We start from the raw sequence: 15,555 nt of genomic DNA on the forward strand, positions 1-15,555 counted from the left end.
TTGTCGGTCGCGGTCGCCGCCGCGACCGACACGAATGCCATGGATTTAAAGGCACTTTCCGGGACGAATCAATGTCGGAAGGGTTCGGTTCCCGCTTCGCCCCGACGAGGAAGGCCATGCTGCGTCGACTCCTGCCCTGTCTCCCCGCCCTCGCCCTGAGCCTGGCGACCGCCGCTCCCGCCCTCGGCCAGGACCTGGCGCTCGACCTGCCGGACAGGGCGACGACCGCCTTGACCTCCGACCGCCAGCCGTCGGCGGGGCTGCCGTCCCTGATCAGCGGCGGCACCCAGGCGGTGAGCGGCGAGGAGGTCCGCCTGGGGCGTGCCTGGCTGCGCCAGTTCCGCGCCCAGGCTCCGCTGTGGCAGGACCCCATCGCCCAGGACTACCTGGAATCGCTGGTGGCGCGGCTGCTGCCCCACACGCCCCTCGGCGGGCTCGAGCCGGTGCTGACCCTGGTGGCCAGCGACCGCCTCAACGCCTTCGCCGTGCCCGGCGGGGTGATGGGCGTCAACGCCGGCCTGTTCGCCTTCGCCGAGGGCGAGGCGCCGCTGGCCTCGGTGGTCGCCCACGAGCTCGGCCACCTGGCCCAGCGCCACTATGCCCGCGGCCTGGAACGCGCCGAGCAGACGCGCCTGCCGGCCATGGCCGCCATGCTCGCCGGCATGCTGATCGCCGCCGGCGGCGGCGGCGACGCCGGCATCGCCGCCGCCATGGGCTCCCAGGCCGCCCTGCTGCAGGATCGGCTGGCCTATTCGCGGCGCTTCGAGCGCGAGGCCGACCGGCTGGGCCTGCAGACCCTCGCCGACGCCGGCTATGACCCCGAGGCCATGGTCGAGATGTTCCGCACCATGCAGCGCATGGTGGCCCTACAGGGCGGCAATCCGCCGGAATTCCTGCTGACCCACCCGGTGACCGAGTCGCGGATCAGCGATGCCCAGGCTCGGGCCGCTCAGCTGCGGGTCGACTCGCCCCGCGACACCGACATCGAATACCAGCTGGTGCGGGCCCGGGCGCTGCTGGCCATCCACGACCAGGCACCGCGCCAGGCGATGACCCGCCTGGCGCGCGGCGAGGCCTCGGAGGAGGCCCGCCGCTACCTCCAGGCGCTGATCGACGCCCGGGGCGGCCGCACCGAGGCCGCGCTGTCCGCCCTGGACGGCCTGGCCGATCGCCTGCCGGACCTGGCCCTGCTGCCCGCCTCGGCGGTCGAGGTCGCCCTGGAGGCCGGTCGGGTGGACGAGGCCATCGCCCGGGCCCGCCGGCTGCTGCGGCTGATGCCCGGGCAGGTGCCGACCCGGCTGTGGCTCGGCGAGGCCCTGCTGCAGCGCGATCCCGACGCGGCCTACGGGGTGCTGCGCGAGCTGGCCGCGCAGCGTCCGGAGGATCCCCAGGTGTTCACCCTGCTGGCCGAGGCCGCCGGACGCAGCGGTCGCGAGGCCTGGGGGCACCTGGCCCGCGCCGAGCACCTCCAGTTGACCGGTCGCATCGACCGCGCCATCCGCCAGCTCGAGGTCGCCGAGGAGGTGGCCGAGGCGCAGGACGACGCCAACGCCGCCGGACGCATCGCCCAGCGGCGCGAGGCCTTCCTCGAGTACCGGGAGACGATGGAGAAATTTCGCTGACGGCTGCGGGCTGCGGGCTGCGGGCTGCGGGCTGCGGGCTGCGGGCTGCGGGCTGCGGGCTGCCATGATAGGAAAGCAAGAGCCCGTGACATGCGTCACGGGCTCTTGCTCGAAGCTCTTGCTCGAAGCTCTTGCTCGAAGCTCTTGCTCGAAGCTCTTGCTCGAAGCTCTTGCTCGAAGCTCTTGCTCGTAGCTCGTAGCTCGTAGCTCGTAGCTCGTAGCTCAGGAATTGAAATCCAGCATCCGCGTGAGCGGCTTGAGGGCGGCCTGGCGCAGCGCCTCGTCGACGTGGATCTCGCCCGTGCCCTCGCGCAGCGCGCCGGCCAGGTTGTCCAGGGCGTTCATCGCCATCCACGGGCAGTGGGCGCAGCTCCTGCAGGTGGCGCCGTTGCCGGCGGTGGGCGCCTCGAACAGGGTCTTCTCGGGCACCGCCTGCTGCATCTTGAAGAAGATGCCGCGATCGGTGGCCACGATCAGCTTCTCGTGGGGCAGCTCCTTGGCGGCCTTGATCAGCTGAGAGGTGGAGCCCGCCACGTCGGCCAGCTCGACCACCGATTCCGGCGATTCGGGGTGTACCAGCACCGCGGCCTCGGGGTACAGGCCCTTGAGGTCCTCGACGCCCTTGGCCTTGAACTCCTCGTGGACGATGCAGGCGCCGTCCCACAGCAGCATGTCGGCGCCGGTCTGCTTCTGGATGAAGCCGCCGAGGTGCTTGTCCGGCGCCCAGAGGATCTTCTCGCCGCGAGCCTGGAGGTGCTCGATCACGTCCACCGCGATCGACGAGGTCACCACCCAGTCGGCCCGGGCCTTGACCGCCGCCGAGGTGTTGGCATAGACCACCACGGTGCGATCGGGATGGGCGTCGCAGAAGGCGCTGAACTCGTCGGCCGGGCAGCCCACGTCCAGCGAGCAGGTCGCCTCCAGGGTGGGCATCAGCACGCGCTTCTCCGGGGAGAGGATCTTGGCCGTCTCGCCCATGAAGCGCACCCCGGCCACCACCAGGGTGTCGGCCGGGTGACGGGCGCCGAAGCGCGCCATCTCAAGGGAATCCGCCACGCAGCCGCCGGTCTCCTCGGCGAGCTGCTGTATGGCGTCGTCGGTGTAGTAGTGGGCCACCAGGACGGCGTTGTGAGCCTCGAGCAGACGCTTGATCTCCTCGATGCGGGCCTCGTCCTCGGCGGGAATGCGCGTGGGGCAATAGGAACGTGCCAGCTGGTCGCGCAGCTCGGCACGGGAAGTCATGATCGTCATCGTGTCTACCACTGTGACCGGCAGGGGCTCCCCCTGCGTTTCAACAGGTGCCGACATCCGTGCGCTCCGCACGGCGCGACACGCCGAGGGTCAACCGTCGCGTCTTCCGCCGTGGTCGACCCGCTGCCTTCCGGGGCCGGCGCGGCCGGCGTCCGGAAAGTGACATGTCTTGATCATGACGCCGTCATGATCGCCTTGCAAGGCCCGCGACCGGTCGGATCGCATCCGGCCGTGCACGAAAAACGCCCCTGCCTCGGGGAGGCAGGGGCGTCGAATCTGGTGGGTCGTGTAGGATTCGAACCTACGACCAATTGGTTAAAAGCCAACTGCTCTACCAACTGAGCTAACGACCCGTGATGCATGGCGGCTCAGTCGCCATGGATCCAGGCTCGGATGGTGGGTCGTGTAGGATTCGAACCTACGACCAATTGGTTAAAAGCCAACTGCTCTACCAACTGAGCTAACGACCCGTCCGAACGGGTGCAGATAATACGGATATGCCCCCGGCCTGGCAAGCGATTTTTTTGCCTTTCGGCGTATTCCCCTGCCGGCGCGGCGACGCTCGCCGCCGCCGCCGCGCCGGCCCCCTCAGCGGCGCGGCTTGGGCTTGCGCATCGCCTGCACCGGGCGGCGCTTGTGCTTGTCGCGGCTCCAGCGGTTCTTCTCGTCGGGGGTCAGCTCGGGCACCTTGCGCGACGCCAGCCCGGCCATCTCGGCCAGGTCGTCGACCTCCTCCTGGCTGAGCTCCACCCACTCGCTGGCGCGGGCGCGCTTGTCGAGGAAGATGTTGCCATAGCGCACCCGCTTGAGGCGGCTGACGGTCAGGCCCTGGGACTCCCACAGCCGGCGCACCTCGCGGTTGCGCCCTTCCATGATCACCACGTGGAACCAGGTGTTGATGCCCTCGCCGCCGAACTCCTGGACGTCGGTGAAGCGCGCCGGGCCGTCGTCGAGCATCACGCCCTCGACCATCGCCTTGACCTGGTCGGGCTGGACCTCGCCCATGACCCGCACGGCGTACTCGCGCTCGATCTGGGTGGAAGGGTGCATCAGGCGGTTGGCCAGCTCGCCGTCGGTGGTGAACAGCAGCAGGCCGCTGGTGTTGATGTCGAGGCGGCCGATGGCGATCCAGCGCTCGCCCTTCAGCCGCGGCAGGCGGTCGAAGACGGTGCGCCGCCCCTCGGGATCCTTGCGGGTGCACAGCTCGCCCTCGGGCTTGTTGTACATGATCACCCGGCGCGGCACCTCCTCGGCGGCGCGCAGGGTCACCGCGCGGTCGTCGAAGGCGACCCGGTCGCGGGTCTCGACGCGATCGCCCAGGGTCGCCACCTGGCCGTTGACCTTGACCCGGCCGTCGGCGATGGCGGCCTCCATCTCGCGGCGCGACCCCAGGCCCGCCCGGGCCAGGACCTTCTGCAGTTTCTCGGTGGTGGTGCTCATCAGTCGTCTGTCTCGCTGGTAGTGGGTTCCGCCCCCGGGGCAGCGTCATCCTCGACGCGGCTCCGGGCGCGTTCGGACAGGCGAGCCTCGAGATCGGCGAAGCTCAGGCCCGTCCGCTCGGACGCCGTCCCGGCGTGGTCGTCGTCGGCCGTCCCGGCCGTCGTCTCGCTGGCCGCCGCCGGCTCCGGTGCCGCGGCGGCCGCCTCGCCCTCGGTGGGCGCGGCCGTGTCGTCGGAGGCGGTGCCGTCGGCCGCCTCCTCGTCCCCGTCGAGCGGGGCATCCGCCTGGGCCAGCAGCTCGTGCTGGGGCGGCGGCGGGGTGTCCTCATCGAGCTCTTCGGGCTCGCCGAAGCCCTTGAGCTCGTGCATCGGCGGCAGCTCGTCCAGGGTCTTCAGGCCGAAATCGTCGAGGAAGGCGCGGGTCGTGGCGTAGACCGCCGGCCGGCCCGGCACGTCCCGATGCCCCACCACCCGCACCCAGCCCCGCTCGGTCAGGGTGCGCATGATCGAGCCGCTCACCGAGACTCCGCGCACCTCCTCGATGTCGCCGCGGGTCACCGGTTGACGATAGGCGATCAGCGCCAGGGTCTCCAGCAGCGCCCGGGAATAGCGCTGCGGGCGCTCGTCCCACAGCCGCGACACCCAGGGCGACAGCCGCGGCCGGATGCGCAACTGGTAGCCCGAGGCGGTCTCCAGCAGCTCCATGGCGCCGCGCTCGTGGCGCACCTCGACGCGCCCCAGGGCCTCGCGCAGCGCCCGCCGCGGCGGGCGCTCGTGGTCGTCGAACAGCGCCTCGAGGCGATCCACGGACAGCGGCTCCCCGGCGGCCAGCAGGGCCGCCTCGAGGATCTCGTCCAGGGCATCGGGGAATTCCATGGCGGTCATGCCGGCGCGCTCCCTTCCTCGTCGTCGTCCGCGGTGGCGAAGGGGCTCTCCCCCTCGGCGTCGTCCTCGTCGAAGGCCTCCGCCTCGTCGCCCGCCTGCGGGGCGCTGCGCGCCCGCACATGGATCGGCGACAGCGGGGCATTCTGCACGATCTCGATCATCGCCTCCTTGGCCAGTTCCAGGATCGCCATGAAGGTCACCACCACCCCGGCGCGCCCCTCCTCGAGGCTGAACAGCGCCTCGAAGGGGGTGTAGTGCCGATGGTGCAGCTTGTCCATGATCGCCAGCATGCGCTCCCGGGTGGACAGCACCTCGCGGCTGATCTGGTGCGACTGGTTGAGCTCGGCGCGGCGCAGGATGCCGGCCAGCGCCCCGAGCAGCTCGTCGAGGTCCACGTCCGGGTGCACCACCCGGCTCTCCAGGGGCGGCAGGGCGGCCCGGGCGGGAAACCAGTCGCGCCCCAGCCGCGGCAGCTCGGCCAGGGCCTCGGCGGCGTTCTTGAGCCGCTCGTACTCCTGGAGGCGGCGGATCAGCTCGGCCCGCGGGTCCTCTTCCTCGTCGTCGTCGCCCTCCCGGGGCGGCTTGGGCAGCAGGGTCCGCGACTTGATCTCGGCGAGCATCGCCGCCATCAGCAGGTACTCGCCGGCCAGCTCGATCTGCATGGCCTTCATCAGCTCCACGTACTCGATGTACTGGCGGGTGATGGCGGCCACGTCGATGGCCAGGATGTCCAGGTTCTGGCGCCGGATCAGGTAGAGCAGCAGGTCCAGCGGCCCCTCGAAGGCCTCGAGGAAGACCCTGAGCGCCTCCGGCGGGATGTACAGATCCTCCGGCAACTCGGTGATCGGCTCGTCGAACAGCCGGCCCAGCGCCTCGGCGGTCTGCTCGGCCGCCCGGCGCTCGACGTCGTCCGCCCCGGGGGAGTCCGGGGCGGCGGCATCGGGCGCAGGGGGGGACGAGGGCGTCTCGCTCACGCGGGCCAGGCCTCCGGGGTGATGGGTCGGCGAATGATCGACCGCACAGTCTACCAAGCGGCGCGGTTCAGGGTAAGCCGCGGCTTAGCCGGCCTCGGCGGCGCGCCGGTAGCGACCCGTGTAGTCGAACAGCTTGCGCTTCACCTGCCAGTGGCGGCCGACCCGGCGGCCGATGACGAAGTCCGGGGCTCGCAGCCGGCGCTGCTCGCGGATCACCTCCTCGGGCGTGGTCGGCGACCAGCGGCTGCCCGGCGCGCGCAGGTGCTCGCGCAGGAAGGCGGCGGCGAAGGCGCCGCGCTGGGCCCGGGTCTCCAGGGCGAACCATTCGGCCAGGGTGGCGCCGTCCTCGTCATGGTAGACGACCTTGAGCCGCGGCAGGCCGCGGCCGTTGACGGTGGCCTCGAGCTGCATGCCGGAGACCCGCAGCACCCGGGCGTCGCGCAGCTTGAGCGCCTCGCGCAGCTTGTCGTCGGCATCGACCAGCAGCGCCTGGCAGCCGTGACAGCGCCGCGCGGCGGTGTCGTTCTCGGCGCCGCACCGGTCGCAGACCTTGAAGCGAAAGCGGAAGCTGCACTGGACGCCCTTCCCCTCGTCCTCCCCGCTCTCCACCAGCCCCTGGCAGCGCCGGCCGAAGTGCTCGACGACCAGCTCGCCGTCGCGCCGCCCCCAGAACAGGTTGGCGTGGCCGCACTGCGGGCACTCGACCTGCACCGGCTCGGTGTCCGACGCGGGGCGAGGGCTGCCCACCTCGGGGGCGTAGAGGTCCCAGGGGTTGCCGGCGTAGTCGAGGATCAGGCAGTCGGTCTTGCCCGGGGCCAGGCGCAGGCCGCGGCCGACGATCTGCTGGTAGAGCCCGACCGACTCGGTGGGCCGCAGGATCGCGATCAGGTCCACGTGGGGCGCGTCGAAGCCGGTGGTCAGCACCGCCACGTTGACCAGGTACTTCACGCTGCGCGCCTTGAAGGCGGCGATGATCGCCTCGCGCTCGGCGGCGGGGGTGCCCCCGGTGATCAGCGCCGCCTCGCCCGCCGGCAGGTAGCCGAGGATCTCCTCGGCATGGGCCACGCTGGCGGCGAACAGCATCACCCCGGCGCGCTCGGCGGCGTGGCCGATCACCTCCTCGATGATCGCCGGGGTCGCGCGGTGGCCGGCGGTGACCCGATTCAGCTCCGCCTCCTGGAAGAGCCCGCCGCTGCCCGGCTCGAGCGCCGAGAAGTCGTAGCGTTCCACGGCGGCGTCGACCAGCCGCGGCGCGGCGAGATAGCCCTGCTTGACCATCAGCCGCAGCGGCTGCTCGAAGACGCAGTCGCGGAAGAAGCAGTCGTCGTCGCCGCGCACCATGCCGTGATAGTGGCGGTGATAGAGGAAGCCCTGGCCCAGCCGGTAGGGGGTGGCGGTCAGGCCCAGCACCTTGAGCCGCGGATTGCGCGCGCGCAGGTGGGCGATCACCCGTCGGTAGCTCGAATCCTCGTCCAGCGAGACCCGGTGGCACTCGTCGATCACCAGCAGGGTGAAGGCGCCGTCGTCGAAGGCGTCCAGGTTGCGGACCACCGACTGCACCGAGCCGAACACCACCTGCCGCCCGGCCTCCTTGCGGCCCAGGCCGGCGCTGAAGATGTCCGCCTCGAGCCCGTAGGCCCGGTACTTGGCGTGGTTCTGCTCGACCAGCTCGCGCACGTGGGCCAGCACCAGCACCCGGCCCCGCGCCAGGCGCGCCAGCTCGGCGATCACCAGCGACTTGCCGCTGCCGGTGGGCAGCACCACCACGGCGGGCTCGTCGCCGGCCCGGAAGTGCTCGACCACCCGGGTCACCGCCTGCTGCTGGTAGGGACGTAGGCTGGGCGGGGCGCTGGACATGGCGGGACCTCGAGACGCTGGGGGCGCCATCTTACCGGCCGGCGCGCCCGGCGTCAGGGGAAGCGCGGCGCCCGGCCGGCCAGGCGCGCCGCCACGGCCTCGCGCTGCTCCTCGCCGCCCAGCAGCTGGCCCTGCAGCCGCGCCTCCAGGGCCAGCCGCTCGTGCTCGTCGAGCCCCGAAGCCCGGCGCAGCAGGGTGTCGAAGGCAGCCACCGCCCGGGGCGAGCGGGCGGCGATGGTCGCGGCCAGCTCGGCGGCCGCCGCCTCGGGGCGCTCGGCCAGCCGGGTCGCCAGCCCCAGGGCCACGGCCTCCTCGCCGCCCACCCGGCGACCGCTCCAGGCCAGCTCGCGCAGCGTGTCCGGGCGCAGGCCGGCGCCGCTGACGCTGATGCCCATGTCCGGGATGATGCCCCAGTCGAGCTCCAGCAGGGCGAGGCTCGCCTCGGGGTGGACCAGGCGCAGGTCGGCGCCCAGCGCGATCTGCAGTCCCCCGCCGTAGACATGACCCTGCAGCGCGGCGATCACCGGCGCGCCGGCGTCACGCCAGCCGAGCGCCAGGCGCTGCACGGGATTGCGGCCGTCCTCCCCGGCCTCGAGCAGCCCCGGCAGGCGCTCCGGGGCGGCCAGGATCGCGGCCATGTCGAGGCCGGCGCAGAAGCTCGGGCCCTCGCCCCTGAGCACCACGGCGCGCAGCCCGCTCAGGCCGGTCAGCCAGCGCTGGGCCTCGAGCAGGCCGTCGATCATCGCCCAGTCCAGGCCGTTGTGGCGATCGGGCCGCGACAGGCCGATCTCGGCCACGCCGGCCTCGACGGTCGCCGTGACCCGGTCGGCAAAGCGGTGCGTCATGGTGGCTCTCCTGCTCGGCGCATGGGGCCTCGAGTGTGGCCCGGGCCGGGCGGAATTTCAAACAACCGTTTCGTCGCGGCGCGGTGCCGCTCAGGCCAGCAGGCCCTGCAGCAGCAGGTAGCCCGGCACCCAGGCGGTCACCAGCCCCTGGGCCAGGGAGGTCCGCGCCATCAGCGGCTGCAGGCGGGGCCGATGGCAGAGCATCAGGTAGAAGCCGAACCACAGCGCCGACCAGGCCAGCCAGTTGAGGCCGGACCACCAGCCCCACAGGCCCTGGGCCGCGGCGAGCTGCAGCAGCCCGGTGGGCAGGGCGGTGAGCGCCACGAACAGGCAGAAATAGCCCAGGCCGTGGCCGGAGCTGCCGTTGCGCCGATTGATCGCCACCCACAGGTAGGTGAAGGCGAACAGCAGGGTCATGGCCGCCGTGCGCACGCTGCCGGCATCGGCCCCGGGCCCGAAGGCCGCATAGGCGGCCACGGCGAGGCTCACCCCGCCGGCGAAGTAATTGATCACCTGGATCTCGCGGTCCTCGATGCGGCCCAGCATCCACAGGCCGTTGAGCACCAGCACCGCGCCCACGTACAGCAGGCTCAGCCCTTCATGCATGGTCGTCGTTCTCCGTCATGCGGGCGTCCGCCCCCATGCCGGTCGCCCGAGGCGTCCTGTATAGCCGCCTCGGACGAGGAGCGCAACGGATTGTGGAAAGATTTTCCATGACAAGCGTGACGCCAGCGTCCGGGCCGCGACTTGACCCGCACCGGCACAGCCATGATACCTAGAAGAGTAACGGGACGACCGGAACGCCCTCTGCCGAGACAGGAGACGCCTCTATGAAAGTGAAGACCTCCCCCGAATGCCCCAAGTGCGGCAGCCGAACCAAGCGGTTCCCGCCGGGCCGCGAGGATCAGTATCACGTCTACTGCGACGACTGCGGTCACGACTTCGGCCGCTACGACCACCTGCAGGCCCAGTTCCGCCATGTCCTCGACGACGTGGAGGCGCACCTGAAGGGCGAGACGCCGACCGGCGACGGCGCCGCCTCCTGAGCCCTCCCGCAGACGACGACGCCCGGGTCATGGCCCGGGCGTCGTCGTTCGGCGGGGCGCCGGCTCAACCGAGCCAGGTCCGGGCGTTGCGGAACAGGCGCATCCAGGCGCCGTCCCGGGTCCACTCGGTGGGACGCCAGGAGTTGGTCACCGCCCGCACCACGCGCTCGGGGTGCGGCATCATGGCGGTGACCCGGCCGTCCGGCGTGGTCAGGCCGGTGATGCCCGAGGGCGAGCCGTTGGGGTTGGCCGGGTAGCGAGTGGTCACCTGGCCGTAGTTGTCCACGTAGCGCAGGGCCACCTGGGCGCTGCCCTGCATCCGGCGCAGGTGGGCGCTGTCGCGGAACTCGGCGCGGCCCTCGCCGTGAGCCACGGCGATCGGCAGCAGCGAGCCTTCCATGCCGGAGAGCAGGATCGAGGGGCTCTCCTCGACCCGGACCATCGCCACCCGAGCCTCGAACTGCTCGGACTCGTTGCGCACGAAGCGCGGCCAGTCCTCGGCGCCGGGGATCAGCTCCTTGAGCTGGGCGAGCATCTGGCAGCCGTTGCACACCCCCAGGGCGAAGCTGTCGTCGCGGCCGAAGAAGCCGGCGAACTGTTCCCGGGCCCGGTCGTGGAACAGCACCGACTTGGCCCAGCCGCCCCCGGCGCCCAGCACGTCGCCGTAGGAGAAACCGCCGCAGGCCACCAGGCCCTTGAACTCCTCCAGGCCGACGCGGCCTTCGAGGATATCGCTCATGTGCACGTCCACGGCCTCGAAGCCGGCATGATCGAAGGACCAGGCCATCTCCAGGTGGCCGTTGACGCCCTGCTCGCGCAGCACCGCCACCGCCGGCCGGGCGGTGTTCACGAAGGGCGCGCTGACGTCCTCGTCGACGTCGAAGCTCGGCTGGGCGGAGAGGCCCGGGTCGCGACCGTCGAGCAGGCCGTCGAACTCGCTCTTGGCGCACTCGGCGTTGTCGCGCAGGGCCTGCATCCGGTAGCTGGTCTCGGCCCAGGTGCGCTGGGCCAGCAGGCGGGTGGTCTCGAGCAGCGGCTCCTCGAACAGGGTCACGCGGACCTGGTCGTCGTAGCGCGGCCGGGCGATCACACCGCAGGTCTCGAGGCCCGCGCCGGCGAACTGGGCCAGCACCTCCTCGGTATGCTCGCGCGGCACCTGGATCACCGCCCCCAGCTCCTCGGCGAACAGCGCGTTGAAGGCCTCGGGCGTCTCGTCGATCAGCCAGTCGAGCTTGATCTCCAGGCCGGCGTGGGCGGCGAAGGCCATCTCCAGCAGGGTCACCAGCAGGCCGCCGTCGCTGCGGTCGTGATAGGCCAGCAGCTTGCCGTCGGCGTTGAGCCCCTGGATCACCGAGAAGAAGGCCTTGAGGTCCTCCGGGTCGTCCAGGTCCGGGCACTCGTCGCCCACCTGGCCGTAGACCTGAGCCAGCGCCGAGCCGCCCAGGCGGTTCCGGCCGCCGCCCAGGTCGACCAGGATCAGGTCGGACTCGTCCTGGGTCAGGTCGATCTGCGGGGTCAGCGTCTTCATGGCGTCGGTGACCGGGGCGAAGCCGGTGGTCACCAGCGACAGCGGCGCGGTGACGCTCTTCTCCTCGACCTCGCCCTTGTCGTTCTCGGCCTCCCAGGCGGTGCGCATGGACATGGAGTCCTTGCCCACCGGCACGGCGATGCCCAGCGCCGGGCACAGCTCCATGCCCACGGCGTGGACGGCATCAAACAGCGCCTGGTTCTCGCCCGGGTGGCTGGCCGCGCTCATCCAGTTGGCGGAGAGCTTGATGTCGCCGAGCCTGGCGATGGGCGCGGCGGCCAGGTTGGTGATGGTCTCGGCCACCGCCAGCCGGGCGCTGGCCGCCGGATCGATCAGCGCCACCGGCGGCCGCTCGCCCATGGCCATGGCCTCGCCGGCGTGGGTGTCGAAGGTGGCGGTGGTCACCGCCACGTCGGCCACCGGCACCTGCCAGGGGCCGACCATCTGGTCGCGGGCCACCTGGCCGGTGATCGAGCGGTCGCCGATGGTGATCAGGAAGCTCTTGGAGGCCACCGCGGGCAGGCGCAGCACCCGGTCCATGGCCTCGCGCAGGTCCAGGTTGTCGAGCATCACGCCCGGCAGCTCGCGGGTCTCGCGGGTGAACTCGCGCTGCATCCTGGGCGGCTTGCCGAACAGCACGCTCATCGGCAGGTCCACCGGCTGGCTCTCGAAGTGGCCGTCGCGGACCTCCAGGTGGTGGGGCTCGGTGGCCTCGCCGACCACCGCGTAGGGGCAGCGCTCGCGGGCGCACAGGGCGTCGAAGGTGTCGAGGTCCTCCGGGGCCACGGCGAGCACGTAGCGCTCCTGGGCCTCGTTGCACCAGATCTCCAGCGGGCTCATGCCCGGCTCGGCGTTGGGCACCTCGCGCAGCTCGAAGCGCCCGCCGCGCTCGCCGTCCTTGACCAGCTCCGGCAGGGCGTTGGACAGGCCGCCGGCGCCCACGTCGTGGATGAAACGAATGGGATTGTCGTCGCCCAGCGCCCAGCAGCGGTCGATGACCTCCTGGACGCGGCGCTCGATCTCGGGGTTGTCGCGCTGCACCGAGGCGAAGTCCAGGTCGGCGCTGGAGGCGCCGGAGGCCATGGAGGACGCCGCGCCGCCGCCCAGGCCGATCAGCATCGCCGGGCCGCCCATCACGATCAGCTTGCCGCCCACCGGGATCTCGCCCTTCTGGACGTGATCCTCGCGGATGTTGCCGTAGCCGCCGGCGAGCATGATCGGCTTGTGGAAGCCGCGGCGCTCGATGCCGTCGGCGCCCAGGGCGTCCTGCTCGTAGCTGCGGAAGTAGCCGGCCAGGTTGGGGCGGCCGAACTCGTTGTTGAAGGCGGCGCCGCCGATCGGGCCCTCGAGCATGATGTCCAGGGCGCTGACGATGCGCTCGGGCTTGCCGTAGTCGAAGGCCTCCCAGGGCTGAACGAACTCGGGGATGCGCAGGTTGGAGACGGTGAAGCCGGTCAGCCCCGCCTTGGGCTTGCCGCCGATGCCGGTGGCGCCCTCGTCGCGGATCTCGCCGCCGGCGCCGGTGGCCGCCCCGGGGTGCGGGGCGATGGCGGTCGGGTGGTTGTGGGTCTCCACCTTCATCAGGATGTTCACCGGCTCCCGGTGGGTGCCGTAGACGGCACGCTCGGCGGCGGCGCCGGTCAGCGGCGCGGCGAAGAAGCGCCCCGCCTCGGAGCCGCGGATCACCGCGGCGTTGTCGCTGTAGGCGGAGAGGATGTCGTCCGGCGAGGCCTCGAAGGTGTTCTTGATCATCTTGAACAGCGAGTGCGTCTGCGGCTCGCCGTCCACCACCCAGTCGGCGTTGAAGATCTTGTGGCGGCAGTGCTCGGAGTTCGCCTGGGCGAACATCATCAGCTCGACGTCGGTGGGATTGCGCTCGAGGCCCGCGAAGGCCTCGCAGAGGTAGTCGATCTCGTCCTCGGCCAGCGCCAGACCCAGCGCGACGTTGGCCTCCGCCAGGGCCGGGCGGCCGCCGCCGAGGACGTCGACCCGACCCAGCGGCGCCGGCTCGTGGTGGGCGAACAGCCTGGCCGCGTCGGAGGCGTCGAACAGCACCGACTCGGTCATGCGGTCATGCAGCGCGGCGAGCACCGCCTCGAAGGCCTCCTCGGAGAGCTCGCCGGCGAAGCGCACCCGGTAGGCCACGCCCCGCTCCAGGCGGCGGACCTTGGTCAGGCCGCAATTGTGGGCGATATCGGTGGCCTTGGACGACCAGGGCGACTGGGTGCCGATGCGCGGCACCACCAGGAACAGCCGCCCCTCGACGGCGCCGGCCTCGGCCTCGCGGCTCGGGCCGTAGTCCAGCAGCCGCTCGAGCAGGCGGCGCTCCTCGTCGGTCAGCGCCTCCGCATGATCGACGAAGTGCACGTAGTCGGCGTCGAGCGCTTCGACCTGGGGCGCCACGGCGTGCAGAGCGTCCAGCAGCTTGGCATGACGGAAGGCGGATAGGGCGGGCGCGCCACGCAGTTCGAGCATATCCTGGGGCCTCTGAAACAAGCAGAATGCGAAGAAGAAGACGGGGCCGCGGCCGGCGGCAATGAGCGCACATGATACTGGAAAGCGCCGGCCGCGAGAAATCGGCGTGGATGACAGCCGCGGGGCGGCTGGGTAAGGTGACACCACTCATCGCATCCCGACATCGCTATGCTGGCATCCGCGCTTCATCACCTGCGTCGCCGTCGACGCGGCTACGCCGCCCTGTGCGTCACCCTGGCGCTGGGACTCGTCCCCGCGTGGCCGGACCGCTCGCCGGGCCCGGGGCTGGCCGCGGTGCTCGAGCGAGACTTCCTCAGCGTCCAGACCCGCAACACCCCCACCACCTACTACGAGGGCCGCCAGGGGCCCACCGGCTTCGAGTACGAGCTGATGCGGCGCTTCGCCGATCACCTGGGGGTCAGCCTGACCCTGGACGCCGACCACAACATCGCCGAGGTGCTCGAGGCCGTGCGCGCCGAGGGCGACCTGGGCGCCGCCGCCCTGCCCCTGGACCCGACCCTCGACGGCCTGATGTTCAGCCGGCCGATCATGCCGCTGCAGCCGCTGCTGGTGTATCGCCGCGGCCTGCCGCCCCCCGAGGAGGTCGCCGACATGGAGGGGCTGGAGATCGGCACCCTGGCCGGCACGGGGACCGACCGGGTGATGCGCGAGCTGCAGGCCGATCACCCCTGGCTGAGCTGGAAGGAAGCCGACGACATCGAGGTGGCCGCCCTGCTCGGCCAGGTGGCCGAGGGCGACCTGGACGCCGCCGTGGTCTTCGAGCACCAGTTCCGTCTCAACCGGCTGTTCTTCCCCGAGGTGGAGGACGGCTTCCCCCTGGGGCGGCCGCTGTCGCTGGCCTGGGCCTTCCCCGCCGACCAGGGCCTGGGCCTGGTGCGCGAGGCCAACCGCTTCCTGGCCGGGCTCCAGGACAACGGCCTGCTCGAGCGGCTGGGCACGCGCTACTTCGGGCGCGACGACTACCTGGAGTACGTCGGCGCGCGCACCTTCATCGGCCATGTCCACGAGCGCCTGCCGGAGTATGCCGGCCTGTTCCGCGAGGCCGCCCGCCACAGCGGCTTCGACTGGAAGCTGCTGGCCGCGGTGGGCTACCAGGAGTCCCACTGGCAGCCCGAGGCCACCTCGCCCACCGGGGTCCGGGGCCTGATGATGCTGACCAACGCCACCGCCTCGGACCTGAACGTCGACAACCGCCTCGACCCCGCCCAGAGCATCGACGGCGGCGCCCGCTACCTGCGCGAGCTCAAGGAACGCCTGCCGGCGTCGATAACCGGAGAGGATCGCCTGTTCATGGCCCTGGCCGCCTACAACGTGGGGCTCGGCCATCTCTATGACGCCCGGCGCATCGCCGAGATGCGCGGCGGCGATCCCGATGCCTGGGCGGACGTGCGCGAGGCCCTGCCGCTTCTGCAGAAGCGCGAGTGGCACAGCAAGACCCGCTACGGCTATGCCCGGGGAGGCGAGCCGGTGATCTACGTCCGCAACATTCGCCGCTATTACGAGATCCTCGCCTATGTGGACCGCAGCCAGCAGCAGTTCCACCGGCTCAGCGCTCGCCCGCCGGACACCCCGGCGGAGGGCGCCTTCGACCGGGTGCCGCCGAGCGGCTGAG

At 71.6% G+C, this 15,555-nt stretch carries 11 protein-coding genes and 2 tRNA genes; 3 read left to right on the top strand and 10 right to left on the bottom strand.

Annotated elements, in window-relative coordinates; genetic code table 11:
- Window positions 1-116 precede the first annotated feature (116 nt).
- The gene (locus QC818_RS07730) at window positions 117-1,622 is read left to right on the top strand and encodes a M48 family metalloprotease (protein ID WP_309652266.1); all 1,506 of its coding nucleotides are present in this window, start codon (window positions 117-119) and stop codon (window positions 1,620-1,622) included.
- A gap of 222 nt (window positions 1,623-1,844) precedes the next feature.
- Here QC818_RS07730 and nadA read toward each other — a convergent pair whose 3' ends face one another.
- The 9 genes from nadA to QC818_RS07775 all read right to left on the bottom strand — a co-directional run bounded on the left by nadA (window position 1,845) and on the right by QC818_RS07775 (window position 9,479).
- Window positions 1,845-2,873 carry a quinolinate synthase NadA gene (nadA, locus tag QC818_RS07735; protein WP_309652267.1) on the bottom strand — a complete coding sequence of 343 codons (1,029 nt, stop codon included), beginning with the start codon at window positions 2,871-2,873 and terminating at the stop codon, window positions 1,845-1,847.
- Window positions 2,874-3,150: 277 nt separating this feature from the next.
- Window positions 3,151-3,226 (bottom strand) — tRNA-Lys (locus tag QC818_RS07740).
- Between the two features lie 41 nt (window positions 3,227-3,267).
- Window positions 3,268-3,343: transfer RNA gene (locus tag QC818_RS07745), tRNA-Lys, on the bottom strand.
- 118 nt (window positions 3,344-3,461) lie between these two features.
- A complete protein-coding gene (gene rluB / locus QC818_RS07750) occupies window positions 3,462-4,313 on the bottom strand; it encodes a 23S rRNA pseudouridine(2605) synthase RluB (protein WP_309652268.1) in 852 nt (283 codons plus the stop codon).
- The gene (gene scpB, locus QC818_RS07755) at window positions 4,313-5,197 is read right to left on the bottom strand and encodes an SMC-Scp complex subunit ScpB (protein ID WP_309652269.1); all 885 of its coding nucleotides are present in this window, start codon (window positions 5,195-5,197) and stop codon (window positions 4,313-4,315) included. The genes rluB and scpB overlap by 1 nt, the downstream gene beginning before the upstream one ends.
- Window positions 5,194-6,171: a segregation and condensation protein A gene (locus QC818_RS07760; protein ID WP_374710063.1), complete on the bottom strand. Its 978-nt coding sequence runs from the start codon at window positions 6,169-6,171 to the stop codon at window positions 5,194-5,196. The genes scpB and QC818_RS07760 overlap by 4 nt, the downstream gene beginning before the upstream one ends.
- Before the next feature lie 84 nt (window positions 6,172-6,255).
- Entirely contained in the window at window positions 6,256-8,028 is a 1,773-nt protein-coding gene (locus QC818_RS07765) for a DEAD/DEAH box helicase (protein ID WP_309652270.1), read from the bottom strand.
- A 53-nt stretch (window positions 8,029-8,081) separates the two neighbouring features.
- Entirely contained in the window at window positions 8,082-8,873 is a 792-nt protein-coding gene (locus tag QC818_RS07770) for an enoyl-CoA hydratase-related protein (RefSeq protein WP_309652271.1), read from the bottom strand.
- 90 nt (window positions 8,874-8,963) lie between these two features.
- Window positions 8,964-9,479 carry an AmiS/UreI family transporter gene (locus QC818_RS07775; RefSeq protein WP_309652272.1) on the bottom strand — a complete coding sequence of 172 codons (516 nt, stop codon included), beginning with the start codon at window positions 9,477-9,479 and terminating at the stop codon, window positions 8,964-8,966.
- A gap of 224 nt (window positions 9,480-9,703) precedes the next feature.
- On the opposite strand from QC818_RS07775, the gene QC818_RS07780 reads away from it, so the two are divergent.
- A complete protein-coding gene (locus tag QC818_RS07780; RefSeq protein ID WP_309652273.1) occupies window positions 9,704-9,919 on the top strand; it encodes a hypothetical protein in 216 nt (71 codons plus the stop codon).
- A gap of 64 nt (window positions 9,920-9,983) precedes the next feature.
- Here the strand turns inward: QC818_RS07780 and purL are convergent, their stop codons facing one another.
- Window positions 9,984-13,922 (bottom strand): phosphoribosylformylglycinamidine synthase, encoded by a 3,939-nt coding sequence (gene purL / locus QC818_RS07785; protein ID WP_309652274.1) that lies wholly within the window; start codon window positions 13,920-13,922, stop codon window positions 9,984-9,986.
- A 168-nt stretch (window positions 13,923-14,090) separates the two neighbouring features.
- Between purL and mltF the strand changes: the two genes are divergently transcribed.
- Window positions 14,091-15,554, top strand: coding sequence for a membrane-bound lytic murein transglycosylase MltF (mltF, locus tag QC818_RS07790; RefSeq protein ID WP_309652275.1), 1,464 nt, complete (start codon window positions 14,091-14,093; stop codon window positions 15,552-15,554).
- Window position 15,555 lies beyond the last annotated feature (1 nt).

The sequence above is a fragment of the Halomonas koreensis genome, assembly GCF_031451675.1.
Classification (GTDB): domain Bacteria; phylum Pseudomonadota; class Gammaproteobacteria; order Pseudomonadales; family Halomonadaceae; genus Halomonas; species Halomonas koreensis.